This is a genomic window from Pseudomonas sp. ChxA, assembly GCF_030263855.1.
GTDB lineage: Bacteria > Pseudomonadota > Gammaproteobacteria > Pseudomonadales > Pseudomonadaceae > Aquipseudomonas > Aquipseudomonas fluorescens_CB.
Window position 1 is genome coordinate 3,495,716 of record NZ_JARPMK010000001.1, and the last position, 25,232, is coordinate 3,520,947.

Sequence of the window (25,232 nt, forward strand, 5' to 3'; positions counted from 1 at the left end):
CCAAAATTATGTGCCCTCCACAGATATTATTTCTGCTGGTGTTGTAGTCATTTGAACAATCGTAGGTCTTTTCTGACGGCGGGGAGGGTGGGTTATTCCCGAATTGGCCTGTGATATCATGACGCCTCCACAGGAAGGGGCGTGAAATGAGTATTGACGACGTTGATGGTGATTTTAAGAAGGCTAGGGCGTTTCTGCTTGCATACTCAACGTTGATTTTACTTTTGTGGTATTTCTCAGTTGATTTGAGAGCCTTCAGTTTCTTAGGTGTACCGATTGGTATAAGAGACAATATAAAAAATGTTCATTTAGTCGCTGCGATAGGGAATGCCTATTTTCTGCTACGCTTTCTCCAAAAGGCACCTAAAGGAAGTTTCAAGTTGAATGAGGAAATGACCTCAGTCTTTGAGTCGGCATTGAAAACTCTCGTGCCTTATGCCTACATTTTCAAGTTCTATTCATGGATGCGCTCAGTCGCAAACTCAACTGATGCCATTATTCATTCTAGCAGAATTGAAAGAAAAGTAACTATGGGGCATCAATTGTCGGAAAATAGAACTTCAATAATTAATTTTTGGTGCTGGAGAGATTCGGAACTTGCTCGCCGTGTAGAAGTGTCTATCGACATTGCCTTTTTGTATACGAAGGATGGGCATAAACAAATCGGGCACGTACTTGATAAGAGAATTATTCCTGCCTATGCGCTGGTTTTGATTTGCCAAACTTACGCATTCGTCAAAGGTTCGTTAACTACTTCTTGGTTTACAGACTACATCCTTCCCATTGTGTACGCTTTAGCTGCCATAGTCGTCTTCGTTGGCACATGGTGGCGGATCAATCATGTGTTGCTGATTTGTTGAGACCCTTTCTTCATATGAAAAGCCCCAGCTTGTTAGGCTAGGGCTTTGATTGCAATATGTCTGTGGTTTAGGTGCGAGTGGTTCAGCCTTTACACGGGTAAGCTATTTCTAGCGCTACAACCAACCCGAAAGCCGGTGTTATTTCTTCCCAACTTCCTTGTTTCATTACGTCTTTGAGGTTGGGCATCACACTGTTAAGAATCTGAACATTCTTTGCATTATCGGGAATGCAAATGTCCTTGAAAGCTACTGCATCTTTTCCCATTTCCACTAGCTGTGTGGTCGTAGTGAGAATGTTGTAGCAATGCCCATTCATGATGTTCTCTGTGCCAGAGGTAACAGCTTTCGTTGTTTTGGTATTCAATGCCCACGTTTTCTGAAGTGATTCACAAGACTTCACGAATATTTCCATGGGCGTGTACACCTTTGCACTCTCTACGGCTTGAGCGGGGAGGGTAGCCAAAGCAAAGAGAGAAGCCAGAGCTAGCGTTGCCTTTTTCATTGTGTAACGTCCTTGGTAATCATTCTGTAGATTGTAACTGAAATGATTGCGATTATGTTGTGAGTAGCTCAGCTTTTGCATGGGAAGGCTTTAGCGAATGCCTCTACAGTAGCCATTGCTGGTTCATAATCTGGCAAGTCTGTATCCATTTTAGAAGTAGCAAGGAATGGATACACCTTATTCAGAATTTGCCTGTGTGTTAGCCCTTCTGGCTTGCAAATGTCCTGTAGCTGTATTGAATCATCTGCCATTGTTATCATGGTGAGCGTAGCAAAGAAGATAGCTCTGCAATGAGCATTCGAGTTTCTTTCTTCCTGAGTCTGAAGTGCGTCCTTCAAGTCAGGGATGTTCCAAGTATGGTGTAGCGTCTTGCAAGACTTGACATAGCTTTCTAGTTCGGTATCCGCTTTGACTGCTGTAGTGGTGAGGGCAGCAAGGGATAGAGCGGCTATTGCAAAGGTATTCTTCATCGTTGTGTTCCGTTTCATGTTCCGTAGGCTCCTTTTATCGCTGGGTATAATGTAGCAGCTATCACAGCTATGGTGATACACCACCAAAGTAGGTATTTGATTGCATCCCATATTGTAAGTGAGGAATTTTCTAGCTCACCATGAATGTCTCTGATTCGTAAGAGGTGTTTATCTTCCCGCTTACGCTTGGACATAAAACCCTTCTCGCTCTGGTTCCTTGTCTTCCCAGCTCTTGTAGAGAGGTACTACAGTCTCCACCATCGTTAGGCTACCGCCTGCTAAATACTCAACAGCAGCAGGACTAGTGATAGCTTGTATTCTCCAGAGGGCTAGAGAGTGTGTAGCCTCATTACAACGCTCTCTCACTTTCCAGACACGCCCGTCTTTAACTACGTATTCATCTTTTCTGAGAGAGGTAATAGCTTTCCGTGTGACATTGATAGTCATGTTCTTTTCTACCCATAGGGTAGTAGAGATATTATAGTGGTATTTTACCTTAGTGATTCGGCTACAGCCCTGATTGCATAAGGGCTACAGCGTATTTCATTGAGGCTAAAATTGGTTAATTCTTCTTAGAAATCCCCACTACTACTCTCTACTAATCCTCATCGTATTCATTAGCCGCTAGCGGCAAGCCATACAGCGTGGTGGGGCTACATGCGTTAAAGCTTGTGTTGGTAGAGCCATTGCAGGGTGTGCCATTCTTCATCCTGCCTAATGGTTGTTCCACCGGCACGGCTCACAATGGCCGCTCTCTTTACACCTGCTTCACGGGTAGCTTTTTGTCGTACAGCTTTACGAATAACGACAAGCACACGTTTCAACGAGCTACGGGCGTCAGGTGTGCCCTGCTTAGGGCGTGGTGTGTTCCACATGCTCTACATCCTCTGGTTTCAGTGGGTGTTGAGCTGCAACTATTTACAGGCAGGTCGACAGCGTGCCCCAGACGATCATCATCAGCGCAATCCAGCGCCGTGGGCCGAATTTGGTCAGCGCCAGGTTGCTCGGCACGCCGCACAGCACGTAGCCGATGAAGAAGATCCCGGCGCCCAGGCCGTACACCGTCTCACTGAATTTCAATGCATCGAGCATCTGCAACTTGGCAAAGCCAACGTTTACCCGGTCCAGGTAGTTGAACAAGTAGCAGATAAAAATGAAGGGGATCAGGCGCAGGGTAATGCGCTTGTAGATGGCGTTTTTATCGTCATCGGTGGCCAGTGTGGCAGCGGCGCTCTGTGACATGGCAGTCTCTCTTTATTATGATTTTTCGCGATGCGAGGGTAACGTTGATCGCCCAAAGAGTCTCGGCCACCTTGCCGGGTGCTGTCTTTGTGCCTGCGCACAGTCGGGCAGGCTTTGCGCTGTGCTTGTGAACAACAGCATGAACGGCAGCATGAACAACCCACGTATTCGAGGAACTTAGCCCCATGTTCGAGCTGGATCATGACCTGGCGCAGGATATCGTCAATCGCTCCATGGCGATCCTGCCCTATAACGTCAACGTCATGGACAGCCAGGGCCTGATTCTGGGCAGCGGCGAACCGGAGCGCATCAACACCCGGCATGAAGGTGCGCAGTTGGTGTTGGCCAATGGCAGGGTCGTGGAAATCGACGGCCAGACCGCCAAACACCTGAAGGGCGTGCAGCCTGGCATCAACTTGCCGCTGATGCACGACCAGCGCCTGATCGGCGTGCTGGGCATCACCGGCGAGCCTGAGTTGTTGCGCACCTACGCGCAATTAGTGCGCATGACAGCCGAAATGCTCGTCAGCCATCGCCATCAACAAGCCGAGCAACAGTGGCGGCGTCAGCGCTGTGATGACCTGCTGGCCCTGCTGCTGGCTGACAGCGGTGACTCACCGCGCCTGATCGATGAAGCCCGGCAGTTGGGGCTCAAACCCCAGTTGGCCCGCACGCCCTACCTGTTCGAGCTGGGCGTAGGCCAATCAGCGGAGGCCTTGAGTGCCTGGCTGAGCAGCCGGTTCCCGGACAGCTGGTGCGTCAGTTCTGCACAGTTTTCCTTGCTGTGGTGCAGGCCTGCGGCGACCCAAGTGGATAACCCAAAACTGCTGGAAAAACTTCACGGCCTGGGCTGGAAGATCTTGCGCGTGGCGGTTGGCGGCCAAGCCGATGGCCTGGCTGGGCTGCGTCGTTGCTACCGCCGCGTCACAGACTTGCTGGCCTATGGTCGCGACATCCTGCCGCAATCGCAGCTGTTGACCCTCAATCGCTATCGCTTGCCGGTGATGCTCTGGCGCCACCGCAATGACGACGCCTTGGACGAATTGCTCAACCCCTTGCGCAAGGTCCTGGCCAAGGACAGCAACGGCCAACTGTTAGGCACCTTGCGCAGTTGGTGTGAGCACGACGGCCAAAGCCAGGCCTGCGCCGACGCCCTGGGCATTCACCGCAACAGCTTGCGTTACCGCATGGAACGCATTGCGCAGTTGAGTGGAGTCGACCCATTGACCCTCGACGGCATGCTTGCGCTGTACCTTGGCGTACAGCTATTGCCCCCGTGCGAAACCTAAATATTCAGGCGCCGCTTTAACTTTCTTCCAACGGCCGGGGTTTGGGCTTCTCGAAGCTGGCGATGAACTCATCGAGGATGCGTTTGCTTTCAGCCGCCTCTTCAGCGCTGGGGCCGCGATAGTTGGCCCATGGGTCCGGCTTGGGCGCGACGGAGCCGTAACGGATACGTACCGACTTGAGGATCGCATCCCACACGGCCATGGCTTCGTAGTCGGTGAGTGAAGGGTTGATGGGTTCTGGGCTTGCGGGTTGTTGCCAGAGCGGTAGGTCGTAGCCTTTGTTGGCGAACTGGGGAAGGGTCCAGCGCACCAGGTCCTCGGGCTCATTCGGATCGTCAGGTCCGGTTTTCATCCCGCCTGCCGATAAGCGAAAGCTCATGGCAGGCCGGCTTAGGGAAGGATCGGCTCGGTAGTTTTCACTCACGAAGAGTATTTGACGGTGAGTGTCGTCACTGAAACCGATCAGGGACTCCTCGGCTTGCATTTCAGCCAGTGTGATTTTTCCAGCGCGTAAGTTTTCATAATCGCCAGCGAGAAAAATCTGTGTGTCTTTTTGGGTGCGAACGTGCAAGCGCTCGTCGTCATCCGGTGACAGCGCGTTGATATAGATACTCAGCGAGACATCCGAAGCAGGTGGGCTGAAATCAAAGCTGGCAATCTCCTGATCGTGATGACTTCTGATCACCACAGGTCCCAACGCAAAGCCTGCTCCTGCGTTTTCCGGCGCAACCTTGAATATTTCCTTGGACAGCTTCAACAGCCGGGCCTCAACGGGAGCTGTGTTGCCGTTGTAGGACTCGGCGCGGAGCATGACGTAGGCATCGCCTACCAGCAGGTGGAATTCGTGAACGAACGTATCCGGGAGTTCGGTGCTCTCGAAATACTGCAGCGTTACACTCTGCGGCGAGAGCCGTACTGCCGACACCAGCATGGATGCATCCTGCATTTCATCGTTTTTAATTGCCGCGATTCGATGCGCACGCTCATTCAAGGCGGCGTCAAATCGTTGTTGCGTCACGCCTTCTCCCAACACCCGCACGTCAACCGACGAATGATCGGCGCCGAGCCCGTAGTACAGCTTCACATCGCCGCCGCCAGTCCAGTTGGCCGGTATATCAATCAGGCCCCGGCCCAACGCCCAGGTGCGCATGTGGGTAGTCATTTCGCTCACGTTATGTTTCTCCTGTTCGCTGGGTTGTTTGAAGGCGGTACATGCGCTGAGTGGCCCGAGCACCAGGCAGGCAAAAAAAACGGTCATCCGGCGCACAGGGGCTCCTTGGCTTTCGCCGCAATTTTGATGATTGAATAAAGGGTGAATTGCTGTGTTAACGGATTGGTATAGGACGCTTCATGATCAAAGCCTGGGGCCTTGATTTGCTGGCGAACGCCACCATAAGGCGCCTGTTTTATCGGCGCGCTGCCCGAACTGACCGGCACGGTGCCGTCGCCGGAGCCGTCCTGCATTTTGCAATGCAGCTCCCAGTAGCTGGTCTGCACGGTTTTGACAGGCGCATCGGGATCGCCCCGCATGGGTGGTATGGCTTGCTCGTGGCCGCCGACGTAAACCGGGCTGCGGCCGTCATCCCTGACCTGATGCATCTGCAGATTTGAAACCGTGTAGCTATCGGGGCGTGAACCGTGAAGGCCATTGGCAGTGGCCCCGCGAGTCATTTTCCAGGTGATGGACTCGAAGCTGGGGTGCTTGTCTTCACTGCCGTAGTAGACATAGGTTTGAGGGTGGTAGGAGCCACTGATACTTTGATGAAATTTTTTTGCTTTCTTTATGTTGCCCGCAAATATCTCCCACGTGATCGAATCGCCATCCTTCGGCGCCAACCATTCTTCACGCAGCAATCCCCACCAACGGTCACGGCGTAGATAGATCTCTTCATAAGGATCTGTTACCGGCTGACGCGGCATTGCCGAAAGGCCTTGGTCGTCGACCAGCCTCAGCCAGCCAGGCGTGTAATCCTGGTTCGGCAATAATTGCAAGGCACCGGGTGCCTGGGCGAAGACCGCCGTAACTTCTTGACCGGTCGGACCAATCACTGCACCGGCAATAGGGTCTTCATCTTTCATGCCGACCTTGCAGCGGCGATAGGCGACTGGCGCGCCGGTGGCCGGCATGACGCCATGCACGACACCGGCAATTTTGTCGGCCATGCCGGGCAGTTGCGCGCACCGTCTTGCCACCAGCCCGCCCATGGAGTGCGTGACCAAAATTACCTGCTGACAATTGCGGCCGTACTGGCGCATCAGTTCGTCAATGCGCTGTGCCAAACGACTTGCGGCGACTTTGTTGGAGTCCAACCAGTTATACCCACACGCATGCACCGGCATCCGATAACCGCCACGCGCCACCAGCTCATCCGACACAATCGGCGGCAACTGACTGGCCAGGGTGGCACCCAGCCCTGGCATGCCGATGTTTATAGCGGGCTTAAGACGGGTGATGTGATTCGGCCCCGTTTCGACGGCGACGGTATGCAAGTGCTCCGGCCGAATATCGAATTGAGGCCACCGGTGGGGCAAGAACTCGTTATTCAGGGTCTCTTCCAGCCAAAGAAGAAACGCGTGATAGCTGGTTTCGCTGACTTCGCCCCAGCCGCGCTCCTGATAGCGTTTGGTCAGGGCAAGAAGCGTGCTTTTCTGGTCCGGCCCAGGCGGGGTCAAAACCGTGCCTACGGGACGTTTGGGCACCGCGCCTTCTCTATCGACTTCCACCCTTTGCGGGTGTAACAGGCGCTGGCGTATGCCTGCCTTTTTGTTGATCCAGTTGACGGCCAGCCACACATTTTTGCCCATGAATCCCGCGTCCAGACGCCATACAGGAACCGCCTTTTCCTTTTTATTGCGCTTGTCAGGCTTACTCTTCAAATTCGACCCCATAATCCCCGGCACAAAGATCACCGGCAGCACTCCAACCGGCGGCATCATGCATAGAACCGGGTCGGTGATATGGCTGGGCGTCAGGGTCCAGGTATGCACGGGATTGCCGCGTGCGTTATAGGTCATAGGGGCGATGCGGGGTTTAATCGGGCTATCAGTCATCAGCAGTCTCCTTGATCAAGTCATTTCTCAGGCATGGGGTTCTGCTGGCGGGTGTTGATTACCTCGCCTGACGCCCAAGGTGACCCATGCCGGACGACACTGTATGCACGGGTTATTTCACGCCTCAATGGAGAGCGGCTATTCAGGAGCCGTCCTACAATCTCGTAGGTATGGGGCTGTCAGATTGGGCCGTATTGGCTGTGCTTTGCGCTGTTCAGACGCCGTTTTGTCGGAATGACCAACAAACCTCACCCGCACTTGTGCATCGGACCGGCGTCATTGCCGATGGCAACTGGCAGCATGGGCGTTATAAAAACCGGAGAAAGCCCATGAAAATCATCATCGCCCCCGACTCATTCAAGGACAGCCTGAGTGCCGAAGGCGCTGCCCAGGCAATTGCCGATGGGCTCGTTCAGGTGTGGCCGGATGCGCAGTTGATCCAGTGCCCAATGGCCGACGGCGGTGAAGGCACGGTGGATTCGGTACTCGCGGCCTGCAACGGCGAGTTGCGTCGCGAAACGGTGCGCGGGCCCTTGGGGGAGGCAGTCGAAGCACGCTGGGGCTGGCTCGCAGACAGCCACACCGCGATGATCGAAATGGCCGAAGCCAGCGGCTTGCAACGTGTACCGCCGGGTCAGCGTGATGCTTGCATCAGCAGCACATTTGGCACCGGCGAGCTGATCCGCGCGGCACTGGATGCCGGCGCGCAGCGCATCATCCTGGCCATTGGCGGCAGCGCCACCAATGACGGCGGGGCGGGCGCGATGCAGGCGCTCGGCGTGCAGTTGTTCAACGCCCAAGGCCAGGCCCTTGCGCCGGGCGGCCTGGCGTTGGCCGGGCTGACGCGTATGAGCCTGGAGCAGATGGACCCACGTTTGGCCCAGGTGCGTTTTGAAATCGCGGCCGACGTGAATAATCCTCTGTGCGGGCCGCACGGCGCGTCCGCCATTTTTGGCCCGCAAAAAGGCGCTAATCCACAGCAAGTCGAACAGCTTGACGCGGCGCTTGGGCACTTTGCCGATCACTGTGCCCGCGTGCTGCCTAAAGATGTGCGCGACGAACCCGGCAGCGGTGCGGCAGGCGGTTTGGGTTTTGCCGCGAAGGCCTTCCTCGGCGCGCAGTTTCGCGCGGGCGTGGAGGTTGTTGCCGAGCTGGTGGGCCTGGATGCAGCCGTGCAGGGGGCAGACCTGGTGATTACCGGCGAAGGCCGCTTCGACGCCCAGACCTTGCGTGGCAAAACACCGTTTGGCGTGGCGCGTATTGCTCAACGCCATGGCGTGCCGGTGATCGTGATCGCTGGCACCCTGGGCGAAGGCTATGAGCAGATGTATGCCCATGGGGTGGACGCCGCCTTCGCGTTACCCTCTGGCCCCATGAGCCTGGAGCAAGCGTGCAGCGAGGCGCCGAGCCTGTTGCGCGAGCGCGCGGCGGACATTGCACGGGTATGGCGCACAGCACTCGGCCAGCTTGGCTGACAGGCGCCTCATGTAGCTGGTTGTTCTTGTGTGGGAGCTGGCTTGCCTGCGATGGCGGGCTTTTGGTGGTGTACATATCCGTTGCTGCGGTAACGGCGGCTTAGGGTTCCGCTCTTACAGCGGGTCACTTTTGTAAAGACACAAAAGTAACCAAAAGGTCTTCGCCCCAACACTCGGTGCCTCGCTATGGCTCGGCATGCCCGCAATCCGCCAGTGATTTGGGGGGCCGCCGCGATGGGCCATCCTTGGCCCAGCGCGGCTAAACCGGCATCCCTGCCGGTTTACCCCCCAAATCCCTGTCGAATTCCGGCCATCGTGTTTAACGGGGCGATTTCAGATCAAGATCAAAAGCGCAGATCAAAAGACCGCTGACTTCGCCAGCGAAAAGGATGTAAGAGCCGGAGCAACAGCAACAGCAACAGCAGAGCCATACTCGGTCAAAGGTGGGAGCTGGCTTGCCTGCGATGGCATCAACTCGGTGTGCCTGATACACCGAGGTGTCTGCATCGCAGGCAAGCCAGCTCCCACAGAAAGGCAGCTCTTCAGTGTATTCAGATAGGCTTTTGCTTTGCACTTGATCTGGCTCATGCTTCAACCACTCAGGTCGGCTTTCAGGCCGCCGTGCTCTGCTTTTGATCTGCTTTTGATTTTGATCTGAGACGCCCCGTTAACCACGATGGCCGAACGCAGGCTTGAATCCGTGGGTAACCCGGCAGGACGCCGGGTTAGCCGCGCTGGGCCAAGGATGGCCCATCGCGGCGGCCCACGGATTCAAGCCGGAGTGAGGGCACACCGAGCCTAAGCGAGGTGCCGAGTGGTGGGGCACAGACCTTTTGGTTACTTTTGGGGCGTTTGCCAAAAGTGACCCGCTGTAAGAGCGGAACCAATAGAAGTCGTGACCGCAGAAATGGATATGTACACCGACAAACCGACAAACCGCCACAGCCGTCAGCCCCTAGCCGGCATGCAGCCGCCCCCCTACACTGGCCCGCCACTTGTCTTTCAAAGGATGAAACACAATGCACACACCTGAACCCCATATCGTGATCCAGCGCTTTACCGAAGCCCACCTTGAAGGCGTCGCTGCGCTCTATAACGACCCGGCCGTGTGCCGTCAGGTGCTGCAAATGCCTTATCAATCGGTGGAGGCCTGGCGCAACAAGCTGGCACTCGATAATGAGCGGCGGCTACAGCTGGTGGCGGTGCACGGCGGCGAGGTGATTGGCCAGCTTGGCCTGGAACAGACCCTGCGGGTGCGGCGCAGCCATGTGGGCTCATTCGGCATGGGCGTGGCGACGGCCTGGCAGGGCAAGGGCGTAGGCTCCAGGCTGCTGGCGGCCGCGCTGGAGGTGGCCGACAACTGGATGAACCTGCACCGTGTGGAACTTACGGTGTATGCCGACAATCAAGCCGCGCAAGGCCTGTACAAAAAGTTTGGCTTCGAGGTTGAAGGCCTGTTGCGCGATTACGCCCTGCGTGACGGCCAGTTTGTCGACACCGTGAGCATGGCGCGCCTGCGCCAGTCGGCTTAATCCTGCAGCGCAAACGCCACCGCAGCCTGCGCATGCAGCTCGGTGGTGTCCAACAGCGGCAGGTGGCTGTGCTGCGGCTTGATCAGCAGGCCGATTTCCGTACAGCCCAGGATGATCGCCTGGGCACCCCGCGCCGCCAATGACTCAATCACGCGTTGGTAGACCTGGCGCGACGCCTCGCTGATCACCCCGACACACAACTCCTCATAGATGATGCGGTGCACGGCCTGGCGCTCTTGGGTTTGCGGCACCAGTACGGTCAAGCCCTGTGCCGCCAGGCGGGATTTGAGAAAGTCCTGTTCCATGGTGAACGCAGTGCCCAGCAGGCCAACGGTCAAGGTGCCGGCTGCGACCGCCGCCGCTCCCGCCGCGTCGGCAATATGCAGGAATGGAATCGACACTGCCGCTTCGATACGCGGCGCCACCAAATGCATGGTGTTGGTACACAGCACCACACACTCCGCGCCGCCAGCCTGCAGGCGGCGCGCGGCGTCTTCAAGGATCAGCGCGGTGTCGTCCCAACGCCCGGCGTGCTGGGCCTGTTCCACCGGGCCGAAGTCCACGCTGTACATCAACAGTTGCGCCGAGCGCAACGGCCCCAGTTGGTCACGCACGCGCTGGTTGATGATGCGGTAATACTCGGCGCTGGACTCCCAGCTCATGCCGCCGATAAGGCCGATGGTGCGCATGCGATACTCCGGACAAGGAATGTCGCTTCACCTTACCCATCGGAAACGCATTAGTCATACGCAGTTGCCGGCAAAATCACCGGTGCAGTTTCGCGGGCGTTAATCATACGGCCGGCCGCCGCATCTGCCATGATCATGCCTCGCAACCTGGCTCACCCAAGGAATTTGGCAATGGACGATGTACAGCAACTGGGCGAGATGCTTCGCCATTACGCCGACAGCGAAGCGCATAAAAAACAGCAATTTGATCTGCAGTCTGCGCGCTGGGCGCAAAAGCTCGGTGAGCTGTTCGGGCACGTTGAGCAGTGGCTGGAGCCGGTCAAGCGCGTCGGTTTGCTCGAAGTCCAACGTGAAGCGTATGTCGCCAGTGGCCCAGGCCTGCCGGCCGAGAGTTCGACCTTCAAGACCGAGAAGCTTACTGTGCTTATCACTGGCAAGGCCGTGGAATTTGTGCCGGAAGTGATGGGGGCAGGCGGCTCGATAGCCGTGTCGGTAATAGGCCTGACCGCCGCGCGACACGGCAGTGTGTCGCTGGTGCTGCCGGCGGACAAAAACGATTGGCTGTGGAAGAAAACCAACGGTTTAAAAGACCCGGACACCTTCGCCTTCGATGCCAATTTCCTGGCGGCGCAGCTGCAGAGCCTGATCCCGCGCGATCGCGGCTGATTGCACCTGATGTGTGCCGCAAGCAGGCTTGTTGTGGCAAACAGGCTTATTGTGGCAAGCGCGCTTGTTGTGGCGAGCGGGCTTGCCCCGCGTTGGGCTGCGCAGCAGCCCCAAAACCATCTGACTGAGAACGCGCAGCGCCCGGATCAGGGCCGCTTCGCGCCCCAGCGCAGGGCAAGCCTGCTCGCCACAAACCATGTTTATTTTAGCGCTGGATCGCCCGGATTCAGTTTCTTCCAGCTTTGCATCACGATCTGCGCCTTGGGCTCCTGGCCGTTCTCCAGGTAGTACTGCATCAGCGACAGCCGTGCATTACTTTGACGCGGGTTGTAACGCTGTCAATCAGGTGGCTTGAAATAACAGCCATTCCCCCAGCATTGGCTATACCTACAGTTCAGTGTCTCGACGATAACTGCCAGGGAGTTCAATGATGAAATCAAGGCTAATGATCAGCACGCTGTGCGTTGCTATAGCAATGGTCGGCTGCGCCAGCAAGGTGACTCAACCGGATGAGTATTCCGGTTTTCTCTCGGACTACAGCCATTTGAAGGAGGCCAAGTCGCCTTCGGGTGAGCAGGTGATGCGCTGGGTTGACCCGAACCTGAACCTCAATAACTACACGGCGGTGTTCATCGAACCGACGCAGTTCTACCCCAAGCCCCAAGCCACTGCAAAAATCCCGGACAGCACCCTCAATGGCATCAACACCTACTACAGCCAGGCGCTCAGGCGTGAGCTGGCCAAGTCGCTGCCACTGGCCAATACCCCAGGCCCAGGTGTGATCGTAGTGCGTGCGGCCATCACTGCGGTGAGCAGCAAGACCGAAAGCCTCAAACCCTACGAATACATTCCCGTGGCGCTGGTGGCGGCGGCGGTGAGTACCGGCGCCGGCATACGTGACCAGGAAACTACCCTGGGCACCGAGGCGCAGTTCCTGGACGGGGGCAGCGGCAAGGTGCTTGCCCAGGTAGTGCGCAAAGGCACCGGCAAGCCACTGTCCAATGACGCGCAGGTGATGAAGGCTGACGATGTGAAAAGCGTAATCGATGGCTGGGCGTCGGATTTACATCAGTCCTACGTAAAGCTCAAAAAGCACTAAGTCGCAGGGGGCGTGCCCGCGTTTGCGCACGGGCACGCTGCTCTTATCCGAGCATTACTTGAGCGGTGTCAGTGGCGGCAGCTTCCATTGACCATTACCCACCTCAGGCTTGGGCAGGTAAATTCGCAGTACGGCGTAAAACGGACCGGGCGGGGCCGGCAACCAGTTGCTCTGTTCGGCTTTTGGCGGCTCGTGGTGCTGCAAGGCCAAGGTCAGGCCACCGTCGGCGTCCCGCTTGAGGTTGGGCAGCATCGCTGAGTTGATCAGGTAGCGCTTCTTGAGGTTGGGCGCCAACAGTTTGGTCTTGGCGTCGTACATGGTCAGTGACCAGAACGCCTCAGCCGGTGGCAGTTGGTCCTTGGCAAAGTGCACGGTGTAGCTGTGGCGTGCGCCGTTGGCCGGTTTGCCTTCGCTGTCGACGAAGTAGCTCATGTAGATGGCTTCGTCGGTGGAATTGCCGAAAATGCCCAGGTTGGCGCCGGCGTAGCGGTACAGGTAGTTGTTTTTCAGGCGGTCACGGCTGCCGAACAGGTCGCTGCTGGTGACTTGGTGAGTGTCGACTTTATCTTTCTTGAACGCAGCGAACTCGGCCCGGCCATCGGCGATCCCGTCTTCCAGGGCTTTGCGCTGTTCGGCGGTCAGGTCCTTGACCTTGAAGGGCGCGCCGGGGGCGATGCCTATCTTGGCAAAGCGCGCCATCAGGTCTTTTTCGCTGTCTTGGGGCGCGGCAAAGGCCAGCATGAAGTTCAGGTAACGAAACAGCTGCGGGCCTTCGGTCATGGTCGCCATGGGTTTAGGCCATTCGATCTTCGGCACCTTGGCCGGCGCAGGTTGCTTCACGTAGGCACTCAGCGGCTGCACTTTGTAGCCATTCTGGATCTGCTTGACCTTGTTCAGGTCCTTTTCATCGAACAACTGCGTGCGGTACAGGGCGTAGGCGATGTTGCTTTCGCTGTAGATCACGCGGTCGATGTCCACCGGTTGCTGACCTTTCCAGTCAGGCCCGGCGATCATGTAGTGGCCGCCATTGTTGCCGGTACTGCGGGTGCCCAGGTAAGCGATGTTCTGGGTGTAGAGGTCGATCAACTGCACCGAGTAGTAGCGGTTGTCTTCGACCTTGGGCAGGGTCAGCACCAACGGCTCTTTGCGCAGGTCCATCCACACGAAGGAGTAGGGCGTGTCCGAGTTCGGGGTGACGAAGGCGGTGTCCCTGGGCGTGAATACCTGGGCGGTATTGCCGATATGGTTAAACGGGGCCTTGTAGTTGGCACCGCCTTTGTCGACGGCCTGGGTGTAGAGCGTCTTGTACATCTCCACTACCGGGTAGCCATACAGGTAGGCTTCCTTGGCAATGGCCCGGGCTTCAGTCGGGGTCGCCGTGAAGTCGGCCCAGGCGCCGGTGCTCATGAGTATCGAGAGGCTCGCCAACAGCAGGCGCGTCGGTTTTCCAATCATGTTGTTGCGTCCTTCCTGAGTGCTATATAGAGGGCGTGGGATCAAAACCCAGAGTTTCCAGTTTTATTTACCGAACGTCACGTTAATCCCTGCAAACAACGTGAACTGGGGTAAATCATCGCCCTTGCGTGCCACTGTCCATTGCGGTTCGACGAAGGCGTTGACGGTATTGCTGCCGGCTTTCCAGGCCTTGCCGGCGCCCAGCCCGATGGGAATGTAGTGGGTTGGTGTTCAATTCGAACGTTCAGGTGCCGGTGGCGCGCAGCAACTGCGGCACGCCGAGCATGTTGACTTGAACCTATAAGTTCCCCAACACCCTGGAAACGAACCCTGGCATATGGATCAATGCGCTCGCGCTGTCCTTGCTCACAAATTGGTACAGGACATGCCGTTTGAAGCTAGCAGTAAAAATCAGACTCGCTAGCTGCGCGAAGGAATGAGTGTGTTCGTGTGGGGATGTTCACGGTTTTGCGCGGGGGGTAAAGCGCCGCACGTATCGGACTCAAACGGCGGACAACATCGACTTGACCTTGTCACGTAGTTGATCGATGGAGAACGGCTTGGCGATCACCTGCATACCTGCGGGTACGTCGATACTGTCGGCATAGCCGCTGGCGAACAGGATCGGCAGGGACGGGCGTACTTCACGTACTTTGGTGGCCAGTTGTTTGCCGTCCATATCCGGCAGGCCCACATCGGTCATCATCAGGTCGATGTGCTGAGTGGTATCTTTAACAATTTCAAGGGCCTCTTCGGCGTCGGCAGCCTCAAGCACCGAGAACTCCAGCTCTTCGAGTACATCGACGATCAGCATGCGCACAATGGCGTCGTCTTCGACTACAAGGATGGTGGAGGGGGCAGCGCACATAGGGGGTATTCCTGAAAAATGGAAGGGCAGGTGTCTGGCGGTTGAAAGACCGTTCTCTAATGAGTCGCGGCCATCTCGGCAAGTTCCATTGGTGGGGCATTGTGAAGGGAAAGAGGGCGAATGTCGCGTGGTCAGAAAGGCAATACCCGCAGCGAGAACGAGGCGTCAATGGCACGCATCAAACTGTGCCATTGACGTAAACGGTAGGGCAGCAGGGTCAAAACGCGACTTGCCCGGTGTTCATTTCAATCTTGCCCATCAAGTGAGATCGTCGTATTCATCAAAATTAATCTCTGGCGCTTGACTTCCTCTTCTTTCGTTCAGTACGACAGGCTCTGGTATATAAGGCGCTTTAGCTGGTTTGCGGGGCAGCGGTTGGCCCAGCGTATCAAAATAGACCGGGTTGTAATTTGGATGCTGAGTGTAAATGAAGCGGCCGTCGTCAGTGACTCCTGTGTGTTGGAGTTTGGCGATGGTTTTTTTACTGCCAATTACCGAGAGGTCAATTAGCTCTTGCTGCTTGGCGCCTCCAATTTTGTAGCTGGCGGCTGCGATATTTTCTACCTCTTGACTTGTGTGTACGACCCCCTCGAACCCCTCTGTTGGTTTTTTGGTAAGTCTGGATAATTGCGCCGCAAATGATTGCGTCCCGCCTGTTCCGGAATTGCACATCACTAAACGAATCTCGGCGTATTCCTCCAGCTTGACACCCTTCGACTTGAGTTTTTCCAATAACTCATTCGGGGTTATAAACGCGCCATCTATTTGCATCAGTGCTGAAGTATCTCCTGGAGGAATAGCGCCGTGGGCATCCACCGTCATACGAAGCCCACGTTTTGTTGTATCAACAGAGAAGCCCGCATCGTTCGCAAGCATTTTGAATTTTTCAATGTTTCCGCCCATAGCGACGCTATCGGGAGTAAACATCGCAAGCGGCTTGCCATAAGGGCGTCCGTTCACAGGGTTGTAGGCGTACCATTTACCATCGCGAAGTACGGCGGAGCCTTCGAAGGCTGCTTCTGCTACTTTGTAGGTCCCGATTGCGACGACACCCTGGCTTTTACTGGCAGCCTTGAGCAGGTCGTAGCTGCCGCTTGCGCCTCTTAGCCTATTCGCCAATTCACCACTCTTAATGGCTCCCTTGGCGAGCAGCTTTCCACCCCCAGTTAGCAGGCTACCCACTAGGGTAGTAGGGAGCGGGTTAAGCGCCTCCAATGTGGACATCCCCAGGAATTTGATAACTTTTGAAGCTGTATGGGTGACGCCCAGACCTTTACCCAAGGCTCTGGAGGCTTGCGCCGCCTTCCCCGCGCCGAGGGTCAAGAAGCCAAAAATATCAAAGGCCAAGTCTCCCACTGCCTCACCGTAGCGGCCGTTAGACAAGTTGACGATGGCAGCCCGAAACGGAATCATATTGAGAAGGTAATTCCCGATTGCCTCGTCACCCAACTGATCTTTATCGAAAGACGTCACGCCCTGGCAGTACTTTAAGAAACTTTCGTCATCCAGCCCCAGGGATTTGACGTAGAAATCGGCAATGTTATTGGTTCGTTCGGAGTTGTAGCTGTCGGGGATTGCAGGTGTTTCTGAGCTCTCGGCGCTATGGGGGGCGGTAGAGCCGCTGAAAGGGTAGTAAGGCCTTACCATCGAAACAATTTTTTCCGATTTTTCGTTAATCGTTTCACGGTGATCGAGCAATGTTGCCAATCGATCATTTTGTTTGGTGATTGTCCCCTTCGTGGTGTCGATTTCATAAAGATTGGGCTCCTCCCCGTTGCGAGTGGTTCTCACAATCAGCGTGTGCCCGCGCTTCACCAGTTCGAGTGGACTGCTTTCTGTGCTTTTGTAGTCATTGCTGTAGAAATACTCGAGCTTGCCGAATTCAAAGTTTTTGCGATCGGCAATTGGCATTTGGGAAATCAGGTGTTTGACCATCCCATGATGGCCTTCTTTTTGCGCCTTTATCGACGACTCGAACTGGGCCTTGAAAACTTCGGGTGCGTGCAACCTATCGGAGCGTGCAAACGCGTTGAACGCATTGATGGGAACACGGCGGTCGTTGGTGATCCATTTGTATGCTTCCCCTAGTTTTTCCCCTTCCATCACAATATCAAGCATGGATCGTAATCTTGGATCGCCGGCGCTCGCGCGGCCTGTGTATTTCTTGGCCAGCACTTGAGCTTCAAAAACCGCTGGATCAAGATTCGGAAACTCAGTTCTGAGGCAATTGAGTGCAATCTCTTTTCGAGTGGCCAGTGGCGTGTATAAACCCGTAGAACTCTGCGCCAGTGCCTGCAGCCGGTTGTTGTAGGCCACTCTGACCTGCTCTATTTCGGACTCTGTTGGCTCGGGAGTTGAGGGGACCAATCCGCCATCAATCGGCGTCCAGGTGGTTTGCAAGATCGGCAGCAAACCATTGGCCAATCCCCACTCCTTCAGGATTCCACGCTCGGCAATTTGAACGTCGACATTGTCGGCCGGTATGGACTCCGCGCAGGCGATAACCTCGGCACAGGTCATGTTAGACAGCAAGCCCGGCGTCTGGGCCTCGATCTTGGCTGCCGCTAAAGCCAATTGCCCCCAGACAACACTGCCAATTTTCACGTTCGCAGGCATATCTTTGATCAGAAAATGCGGTGCTCGGCTCGCCAACAGCACATGAGTTGCAAGTTTAGCCGTTGACTCTGACGCCAGACCTTCCTTGATCAGATTCTTGCTCAGGTGCTCGGCCACCTGCGAGGGTGGTTGCCCCCAATACTCGGGGGAGTCGAGGTGGATATGACCGATTGTTTTGGGTTCTGGATAAAAAAGACCACTCAAGTCGAGCCCGTCGTTTATAGCGGTCAACAGGTAGTCATAAATACTGGCGGCTGTGGACACACCCTTGAGGTGTGTCTGTAACGCCTGCCCCAGTGCCTGGGCCCTGGGGGTATCGAATAATTTTTGTAGCGCCGCTTGAGGGTCGCCTTGCAAGTCACTGTGCGTCACCGAACTGCCTTGCAACAAGTAGTTCAGCGTGCCGTTGGTATGTGTCGCCCGCAACGGCAAGCCAGGCAAGCCGCTTTTACCGGAGAGCAGGAACGAACGAATACTCTGCCTTTCCTCTCGCGACATCGGAATGGGCCAGGACAGTCCTCCGCCCAGGTTTCCCAGCACCGGTATTGAAGCCTTTTGCTCAATTTGCTTGGCCAGCGTAGCGACTTGATCGGCGGTAACCGGCATTTCATAACCCAGATCGGTAATGACGGTCGCTAATGTCGGCGGTGTGGAACGGGTCAAGGCGTAGGTGGAACCTACGAAAGGCGTGTCAACCTGACTTTTTAGAGCGCTTGAAATTTGGTCTGGGGTAAGGGGCTTGCCACCATTCTGGGTACTCATGAGCTTAAGCTGGTCGACCAAACTGAAAAGGTTCTGTTTGTCTGCCTGTAGCTGGTTTACGGGCTTGGTCAGTGTTCTTGGCACTGGAGGCGTGTTTTGAGCGTCTGGAGCTTTTGACGCCGGGGGGACAAGCTCAAGCGCGTTCTGGCCAGCGGTGACGGTTATGGTTTGCTGAGTAACGTTGGAGATGCTCATTTAACTTACCTTGGTGGGTCATAAAAGACGCCTTCCAAAAGACCTTCCATGTTCCTGAGGCGCCGTCCTGAGTGTGAGATCAATGAAGGGTCGTTCCTCTTTCGTTGTAGGAATCTGTTTGCAATTGTGTAAATGAGTTGAAAAATCGCAGCTGGAACCACGAAAAATCCGCATGCCGTGCGTACGCTTTTGCGTCAAACCAACGCACAAACATAGCCTTAGTCCCTGATATTCGGGCAAACTCCCCCTTTTTCCGCACTTGGCCAAGGCATGCCCATGACTCCCGCGTCGTCCGTCGATGAAAAGAGCTTCCGTACCCTGCTGAGCCGAAACGTCGCGTTGCCCTTGGGCGTCGGCGTGCTCAGCGCGGTGTTTTTCGTCTGCCTGATCACTTATTTGCTGTCGGTGATCCAGTGGGTGGAGCACACCGACCGGGTTATCAATAACCTCAATGAGTCGTCCAAGCTGACGGTGGACCTGGAAACCGGCTTGCGCGGCTTCCTGATCACCGGCGACGAGCATTTCCTCGACCCTTACGAAGTGGCCAAGCCGCGGATCATTGGTGATTTGCGCAACCTGCAGGAACTGGTGGCGGACAACCCGCAGCAGGTCGATCGCCTCAAGCGTCTGGAGTCGATGCAGTACGAGTGGAACAAGTACGCCCAGTCGATGATCGACTTGCAGCGCAGCAGTGGCGATTACCGTGGGGCGGTAAAGGCCGGTCGCGGCAAGAGCCTGACCGACGCGATTCGCAATGAGTACGCGGATGCGGTGGCGATGGAGCAAGCCTTCCGCGTATCGCGCAATGCCGACGTGACCCGCACAACCATCATCAGTGTGACCGCATATCTGGCTTTCGTACTCGGGTTGAGCGCCTTTCTGGCCTACATCGGAAGAAAGAATTTAATAGCACTTTCAGATAGTTACAGTGCAAACCTCGCCTCACAACAGAAGATCGCGCGGCGTTTGGAGCAACAGGCTTGGCTGCGCAATGGCCAGACCGAACTGGCCGAACAGGTGCTCGGCCAACTGACCCTGAACATGCTCGGGCGCAACATCCTGCAGTTTTTTGCCCAATACATGGGCTCGGCGGTCGCGGCGCTGTATGTGCGTGAAGAACACGGCGGGCTCAAGCGTGTGGCCACCTACGGTTTCTCCCGTGAGCAGGAACAAAAAGAGCAGGCGATCTACAACGACGAGGGCATCGTCGGCCAGGCGGCCCAGCTTGATCGCTCGATTCGCCTGGACGATGTGCCGGTGGATTATTTCAAGGTCAGTTCCGGCTTGGGCGAAGGTGCGACCCGCAGCGTGTTGGTGGTACCGACCAGCGACGATGGTCGCGTCAACGGTGTGATCGAACTCGGCTTCCTGCGCCCGTTGGATGAGCGCGACGTCGAGTTGCTGGAGCTGATCGCCGGCAATATCGGCACCTCCATCGAAGCCGCCCGCTATCGCCAGCGCCTGCAGGAAGTGCTGGCCGAAACCCAGCAGCTCAACGAAGAGCTGCAAGTGCAGCAGGAAGAACTCAAGACTGCCAACGAAGAGCTTGAAGAGCAGTCGCGTATCCTCAAGGAGTCCCAGGCTCACCTGGAAACCCAGCAGGCTGAGCTTGAGCAAACCAACGAGCAACTGGCCGAGCAGACCCAGACCCTGGCCGAACAGCGCGACGCCATGGACCGCAAGAACGTTCAGCTGAACCAGGCCCAGCTGGAGCTGGAAGACCGCGCCGATGAGCTGCAGCGCTCCAGCAAGTACAAGTCCGAATTCCTCGCCAACATGTCCCATGAGCTGCGCACGCCGCTCAACAGCTCGTTGATCCTGGCTAAGTTGCTGGCCGAGAACCCCCAGGAGAACCTCAGCGCTGAACAGGTCAAGTTTGCCGAGTCGATCTATTCGGCAGGTAATGACCTGCTGAACCTGATCAACGACATCCTGGATATTTCCAAGGTTGAAGCCGGAAAACTGGAAATGCGCCCGGAAAACTCCAGCGTGGCGCGCCTGGTCGATGGCCTGCGCGGGATGTTTGAGCCGCTGGCCGCTGACCGCAAGCTGGGCTTCCAGGTGGACATTCAAGCGGATGCGCCGCCGATGCTGTTCACCGACCGCCAGCGCTTGGAGCAAATCCTCAAGAACCTGCTGTCCAACGCGGTCAAGTTCACCGAGGCCGGTGATGTGAGCCTGTCGGTATCCCGTGCGCCAGGCGAGGGCATTGCCTTTACCGTGCGCGATTCGGGCATTGGCATCGCGCCGGACCAGCAGGAAAGCATCTTCGAAGCCTTCCGCCAGGCCGATGGCACCACTAACCGCCGTTACGGCGGCACCGGCCTGGGCCTGTCGATCTCGCGTGACCTGGCAACCTTGCTCGGCGGCTACATCAGCGTGACCAGCGAGCCGGGCAAGGGCAGCGTGTTCACCCTGGTACTGCCGGAGCAATATGTAGAGCGTGAGGAGGGCGCCGCGCCGGTCGAGGCGCCACGCCAGGTGGTGGCGGCGCCTGCGCCCAAGCCCATCGCGATCTCGCCGTTGCCGGTGGCCGATACCAAACAGATTCCGCGCTTTGCCGACGACCGTGACAAGGCGCCGTTCGCCACCCGCTGCATCCTGGTGGTGGAAGATGAACCCAATTTTGCCCGTATCCTCTTCGACCTCGCCCACGAACTGGGCTACCACTGCCTGGTCGCCCACGGCGCAGACGAAGGCTACAGCCTGGCTGAAGAGTACATCCCGGACGCGATCCTGCTGGACATGCGCCTGCCCGACCATTCCGGGTTGACCGTGCTGCAACGCCTCAAGGAACACGCCAATACCCGCCACATTCCCGTGCATGTGATCTCCGTAGAAGACCGCGTCGAAGCCGCGATGCACATGGGCGCCATCGGTTATGCGGTGAAGCCGACCACCCGCGAAGAGCTCAAGGACGTGTTTGCGCGCCTGGAAGCCAAGCTGACTCAGAAGGTCAAGCGTGTGTTGCTGGTGGAGGACGATGACCTTCAGCGCGACAGCATTGCCCGCCTGATTGGCGACGATGACATCGAAATCACCGACGTCGGCTACGCCCAGGCCGCGCTGGACCTGCTGCGCACCAACATCTACGACTGCATGATCATCGACCTCAAGCTGCCGGACATGCTCGGCAATGAGCTGCTCAAGCGTATGGCCACCGAGGATATCTGTTCGTTCCCGCCGGTGATCGTCTACACCGGGCGCAACCTGACCCGCGACGAAGAGGCCGAGCTGCGCAAGTACTCGCGCTCGATCATCATCAAAGGCGCGCGCTCACCTGAACGCTTGCTGGACGAAGTGACACTGTTTCTGCACAAAGTCGAATCCCAGCTGTCCCATGACCGCCAGAAGATGCTCAAGACCGCCCGCAGCCGCGACAAGGTCTTCGAGGGGCGCAAGATCCTGTTGGTGGACGACGATGTGCGCAATATCTTCGCCCTGACCAGCGCCCTGGAGCACAAAGGCGCCGTGGTGGTGATCGGCCGTAACGGCCGCGAAGCCATCGACAAACTCAATGAAGTTGACGATATCGATCTGGTGCTGATGGACGTGATGATGCCGGAGATGGATGGTTACGAGGCGACAGCCTTGATCCGCCAGGACCCGCGCTGGAAGAAATTGCCGATTATTGCGGTGACGGCCAAGGCCATGAAGGACGATCAGGAACGCTGCCTCGCGGCGGGCTCCAACGATTACCTGGCCAAGCCGATCGACCTGGACCGGCTGTTCTCGCTGATTCGCGTATGGCTACCGAAGATGGAACGTATTTAAGTGGAGCGAAGTTTTTTGGATAAAAGCAGCGATATTGAGCTGCGCCTGCTGATCGAGGCGATTTACCTCAAGTACAGCTATGATTTTCGCGACTATTCCGGTGCGTCAGTCAAACGTCGTGTGGCGCATGCCTTGCGCCAGTTTGACTGCGCCACCATTTCGGCGCTGCAGGAGCGTGTGCTGCACGACCCGTCGGCGTTCATGCAGTTATTGCAGTTTCTGACGATCCCGGTGAGCGAGATGTTTCGCGACCCGTCGCACTTTCTGGCGATCCGCCGGGAAGTGGTGCCGCTGCTCAAGACCTACCCATCGATCAAAATCTGGATTGCCGGCTGCAGCACGGGCGAGGAGGTCTACTCCATGGCCATCCTGCTGCGTGAAGAGGGCTTGCTGGAGCGCACCATCATTTACGCCACGGATATCAACCCGGCGTCGCTGGACAAAGCCAAGCAAGGGATTTTCTCCCTGGAGAACGTACGTGCGTACACCGCTAATTATCAGCAGGCGGGTGGCCAACGTTCATTTGCCGACTACTACACGGCGGCTTACGATTACGCGATCTTCGACAAGACGTTGCGCGAGAACGTGACGTTTGCCGACCATAGCTTGGCGACGGATAGCGTATTCTCAGAAACACAATTAATTTCATGTCGTAACGTATTGATTTACTTCAATAAGAAGCTACAAGATCGAGCGTTTGGGTTGTTTCATGAGTCGCTGTGCCATCGCGGCTTTCTGGTGCTGGGCAGTAAGGAAACCCTGGATTTTTCCGCCTACAGCAAGCAATTCGAACCTTTGGTCAAACAGGAACGGATCTACCGAAAATCATGAGCGACGCCGCAACCCAACCTTCTCGCGCAATTGAAGCTATCGTCGTCGGCGCCTCCGCCGGCGGCGTTGAGGCGTTGCTGAGTATTTTTGGCGGGTTGCCGGACTCATTTGGCTTGCCGATCATTGCGGTATTGCACCTGCCGGACGAGCGCCGCAGCCAATTGGCTGAAGTCTTTGCGCGGCGCCTGAACATTCCGGTGCAGGAAGCGCGCGACAAGGAGATGATCGCGCCAGGCACCCTGTATTTTGCCGGCCCCGGCTATCACCTGTCGGTTGAAAACGATCGCAGCCTGTCGATGAGCCAGGAAGACCGCGTACACCATTCCCGGCCCGCCATCGATTACCTGTTTGCCTCGGCGGCCGATGCCTATGGCAAGGGCCTGCTGGCGATCCTGCTGACCGGCGCCAACCAGGACGGCGCGCGCGGCCTTGCCCATGTCAAACAATCGGGTGGCACCACCGTGGTCCAAGACCCCACAGAAGCACGCATCGCCGTGATGCCCCTGGCGGCGCTGGCCTTGCACACACCTGATCATATTCTCACCTTGAGCCAGATTGGCTCACTGCTGGCTTCCCTGGAATCTTCCCCATGTTAAGTACTGTCCAGGCCAAACTGCTGATCGTCGACGATCTGCCGGAAAACCTGCTGGCCCTCGAAGCGCTGATCAAGCGCGAGGATCGCCAGGTCTTCAAGGCATTGAGCGCTGACGAGGCCTTGTCACTGTTGCTGGAGCATGAGTTCGCCATGGCGATTCTCGACGTGCAGATGCCCGGCATGAACGGTTTCGAGCTGGCCGAACTGATGCGCGGCACCGAAAAGACCAAGAACATCCCGATTGTGTTCGTCAGCGCCGCTGGCCGTGAGCTCAACTATGCCTTCAAAGGCTATGAGAGCGGTGCGGTGGATTTTTTACACAAGCCGCTGGATATCCACGCGGTCAAGAGCAAGGTCAATGTGTTCGTCGACCTGTACCGCCAGAGCAAGGCCATGAAACAGCAGGTCGAAGCCCTGGAGCGCAGCCGCCGCGAGCAGGAGCTGCTGCTGACGCGCCTGCAGGCCACCCAGGCCGAGCTTGAGCAGGCCGTGCGCATGCGTGACGACTTTATGTCGATTGTCGCCCATGAAGTGCGTACGCCGCTTAACGGGCTGATTTTGGAGACTCAGCTGCGCAAGATGCACCTGGCGCGGGATAACGCCGCCGCGTTCACCCTGGACAAGATGCACGCGATGGTCGACCGCGATGAGCGCCAGATTCAAAGCCTGATCCGCCTGATCGAAGACATGCTCGACGTGTCGCGCATTCGCACCGGCAAACTGTCGATCCGCCCCGCGCGCTTTGACCTGACAGCGTTGGTGCGCAACCTGGTGCAAAACTTCGCCCCGCAAGTGGCCTCCGCCGGCTCAACCATGCACCTGGTTGCCGACGAGCCTGTGGAAGGCAATTGGGATGAGTTCCGTATCGAGCAAGTGGTTACCAACCTGCTGACCAACGCCCTGCGTTACGGGGCCAAAAGCCCGGTGGATGTGCGGGTGTACACCGAACACGGTGAGGCACGCGTCGAGGTGCGCGACCGTGGTATTGGCATCAGCGCGGATAACCAGAAGCGTATTTTCCAGCAGTTCGAGCGCGTTTCGGCCAGCCACGTAGCGGCAGGCCTGGGCCTGGGGCTATTTATTTCCGAGCAGATCGTGACAGCCCATGGCGGCACCATCGAGGTCGAAAGCCAGATAGGCGAGGGCGCGCTGTTCAGGGTGTGCCTGCCGCTCGGCGAGCCACAATGAAATCAATCGTCACCTCGACGCAACCTCTGCGTGACCCCATGGTCGTACTTGCAGCAACTGACCGGACGAAGGC

General features: G+C 56.7%; 20 protein-coding genes and 1 pseudogene. 10 read left to right on the forward strand and 11 right to left on the reverse strand.

Annotated elements, in window-relative coordinates; all coding sequences use genetic code 11:
• The first annotated feature begins 146 nt into the window (after nt 1-146).
• Nucleotides 147-860, forward strand: coding sequence for a hypothetical protein (locus P5706_RS15670; RefSeq protein ID WP_285679946.1), 714 nt, complete (start codon nt 147-149; stop codon nt 858-860).
• Nucleotides 861-942: 82 nt separating this feature from the next.
• On the opposite strand, the gene P5706_RS15675 is transcribed toward P5706_RS15670, so the two are convergent.
• The 5 genes and pseudogenes from P5706_RS15675 to P5706_RS15695 all read right to left on the reverse strand — a co-directional run.
• On the reverse strand, nt 943-1,362 hold the full coding sequence (locus P5706_RS15675) for a hypothetical protein (protein ID WP_285679948.1): 420 nt from the start codon (nt 1,360-1,362) through the stop codon (nt 943-945).
• Between the two features lie 68 nt (nt 1,363-1,430).
• Nucleotides 1,431-1,832, reverse strand: coding sequence for a Rap1a/Tai family immunity protein (locus P5706_RS15680; protein ID WP_285679949.1), 402 nt, complete (start codon nt 1,830-1,832; stop codon nt 1,431-1,433).
• A 180-nt stretch (nt 1,833-2,012) separates the two neighbouring features.
• Entirely contained in the window at nt 2,013-2,279 is a 267-nt protein-coding gene (locus tag P5706_RS15685) for a hypothetical protein (RefSeq protein WP_285679951.1), read from the reverse strand.
• 215 nt (nt 2,280-2,494) lie between these two features.
• Nucleotides 2,495-2,707, reverse strand: coding sequence for a hypothetical protein (locus P5706_RS15690; RefSeq protein WP_285679952.1), 213 nt, complete (start codon nt 2,705-2,707; stop codon nt 2,495-2,497).
• Nucleotides 2,708-2,753: 46 nt separating this feature from the next.
• Nucleotides 2,754-3,074 (reverse strand): annotated as a pseudogene (locus P5706_RS15695) (MFS transporter); the annotation flags it as partial.
• Nucleotides 3,075-3,259: 185 nt separating this feature from the next.
• On the opposite strand from P5706_RS15695, the gene P5706_RS15700 reads away from it, so the two are divergent.
• Nucleotides 3,260-4,363 carry a sugar diacid recognition domain-containing protein gene (locus tag P5706_RS15700; RefSeq protein ID WP_285679954.1) on the forward strand — a complete coding sequence of 368 codons (1,104 nt, stop codon included), beginning with the start codon at nt 3,260-3,262 and terminating at the stop codon, nt 4,361-4,363.
• Nucleotides 4,364-4,379: 16 nt separating this feature from the next.
• Here the strand turns inward: P5706_RS15700 and P5706_RS15705 are convergent, their stop codons facing one another.
• Both P5706_RS15705 and P5706_RS15710 read right to left on the reverse strand, forming a co-directional pair.
• Nucleotides 4,380-5,621 carry a T6SS immunity protein Tli4 family protein gene (locus tag P5706_RS15705; RefSeq protein WP_285682745.1) on the reverse strand — a complete coding sequence of 414 codons (1,242 nt, stop codon included), beginning with the start codon at nt 5,619-5,621 and terminating at the stop codon, nt 4,380-4,382.
• Complete coding sequence (locus P5706_RS15710) at nt 5,618-7,414, reverse strand: esterase/lipase family protein (RefSeq protein WP_285679956.1); 1,797 nt, start codon at nt 7,412-7,414, stop codon at nt 5,618-5,620. Before P5706_RS15710 ends, P5706_RS15705 begins: the two co-directional genes overlap by 4 nt.
• A 329-nt stretch (nt 7,415-7,743) precedes the next feature.
• Here P5706_RS15710 and P5706_RS15715 point away from each other — a divergent pair, with 329 nt between their 5' ends.
• On the forward strand, nt 7,744-8,889 hold the full coding sequence (locus P5706_RS15715) for a glycerate kinase (protein WP_285679958.1): 1,146 nt from the start codon (nt 7,744-7,746) through the stop codon (nt 8,887-8,889).
• A 1,019-nt stretch (nt 8,890-9,908) separates the two neighbouring features.
• On the forward strand, nt 9,909-10,421 hold the full coding sequence (locus tag P5706_RS15720; RefSeq protein ID WP_200434420.1) for a GNAT family N-acetyltransferase: 513 nt from the start codon (nt 9,909-9,911) through the stop codon (nt 10,419-10,421).
• On the opposite strand, the gene P5706_RS15725 is transcribed toward P5706_RS15720, so the two are convergent.
• On the reverse strand, nt 10,418-11,110 hold the full coding sequence (locus P5706_RS15725) for an aspartate/glutamate racemase family protein (protein WP_285679961.1): 693 nt from the start codon (nt 11,108-11,110) through the stop codon (nt 10,418-10,420). The genes P5706_RS15720 and P5706_RS15725 overlap by 4 nt on opposite strands.
• A gap of 171 nt (nt 11,111-11,281) precedes the next feature.
• Here P5706_RS15725 and P5706_RS15730 point away from each other — a divergent pair, with 171 nt between their 5' ends.
• Both P5706_RS15730 and P5706_RS15735 read left to right on the forward strand, forming a co-directional pair.
• Nucleotides 11,282-11,776 (forward strand): hypothetical protein, encoded by a 495-nt coding sequence (locus tag P5706_RS15730; RefSeq protein ID WP_200434418.1) that lies wholly within the window; start codon nt 11,282-11,284, stop codon nt 11,774-11,776.
• Nucleotides 11,777-12,206: 430 nt separating this feature from the next.
• On the forward strand, nt 12,207-12,875 hold the full coding sequence (locus tag P5706_RS15735) for a DUF3313 domain-containing protein (RefSeq protein WP_285679963.1): 669 nt from the start codon (nt 12,207-12,209) through the stop codon (nt 12,873-12,875).
• Nucleotides 12,876-12,929: 54 nt separating this feature from the next.
• Here the strand turns inward: P5706_RS15735 and P5706_RS15740 are convergent, their stop codons facing one another.
• From P5706_RS15740 to P5706_RS15755, 3 genes are all read right to left on the reverse strand, one after another.
• Nucleotides 12,930-14,330, reverse strand: a complete 1,401-nt coding sequence (locus tag P5706_RS15740) for a DUF1254 domain-containing protein (protein WP_285679965.1) — start codon at nt 14,328-14,330, stop codon at nt 12,930-12,932.
• Between the two features lie 502 nt (nt 14,331-14,832).
• Entirely contained in the window at nt 14,833-15,198 is a 366-nt protein-coding gene (locus P5706_RS15750) for a response regulator (protein WP_285679967.1), read from the reverse strand.
• 258 nt (nt 15,199-15,456) lie between these two features.
• The gene (locus P5706_RS15755) at nt 15,457-18,771 is read right to left on the reverse strand and encodes a hypothetical protein (RefSeq protein ID WP_285679969.1); all 3,315 of its coding nucleotides are present in this window, start codon (nt 18,769-18,771) and stop codon (nt 15,457-15,459) included.
• 276 nt (nt 18,772-19,047) lie between these two features.
• Here P5706_RS15755 and P5706_RS15760 point away from each other — a divergent pair, with 276 nt between their 5' ends.
• From P5706_RS15760 to P5706_RS15775, 4 genes are read left to right on the forward strand one after another with little or no spacing between them, the layout of a single operon-like run.
• Complete coding sequence (locus tag P5706_RS15760; protein WP_200434413.1) at nt 19,048-22,545, forward strand: response regulator; 3,498 nt, start codon at nt 19,048-19,050, stop codon at nt 22,543-22,545.
• On the forward strand, nt 22,546-23,376 hold the full coding sequence (locus P5706_RS15765; RefSeq protein ID WP_178112671.1) for a CheR family methyltransferase: 831 nt from the start codon (nt 22,546-22,548) through the stop codon (nt 23,374-23,376).
• Entirely contained in the window at nt 23,373-23,972 is a 600-nt protein-coding gene (locus P5706_RS15770; RefSeq protein ID WP_285679973.1) for a chemotaxis protein CheB, read from the forward strand. Before P5706_RS15765 ends, P5706_RS15770 begins: the two co-directional genes overlap by 4 nt.
• Nucleotides 23,966-25,159 (forward strand): hybrid sensor histidine kinase/response regulator, encoded by a 1,194-nt coding sequence (locus P5706_RS15775; RefSeq protein ID WP_285679975.1) that lies wholly within the window; start codon nt 23,966-23,968, stop codon nt 25,157-25,159. Before P5706_RS15770 ends, P5706_RS15775 begins: the two co-directional genes overlap by 7 nt.
• The last annotated feature ends 73 nt before the right edge of the window (nt 25,160-25,232 follow it).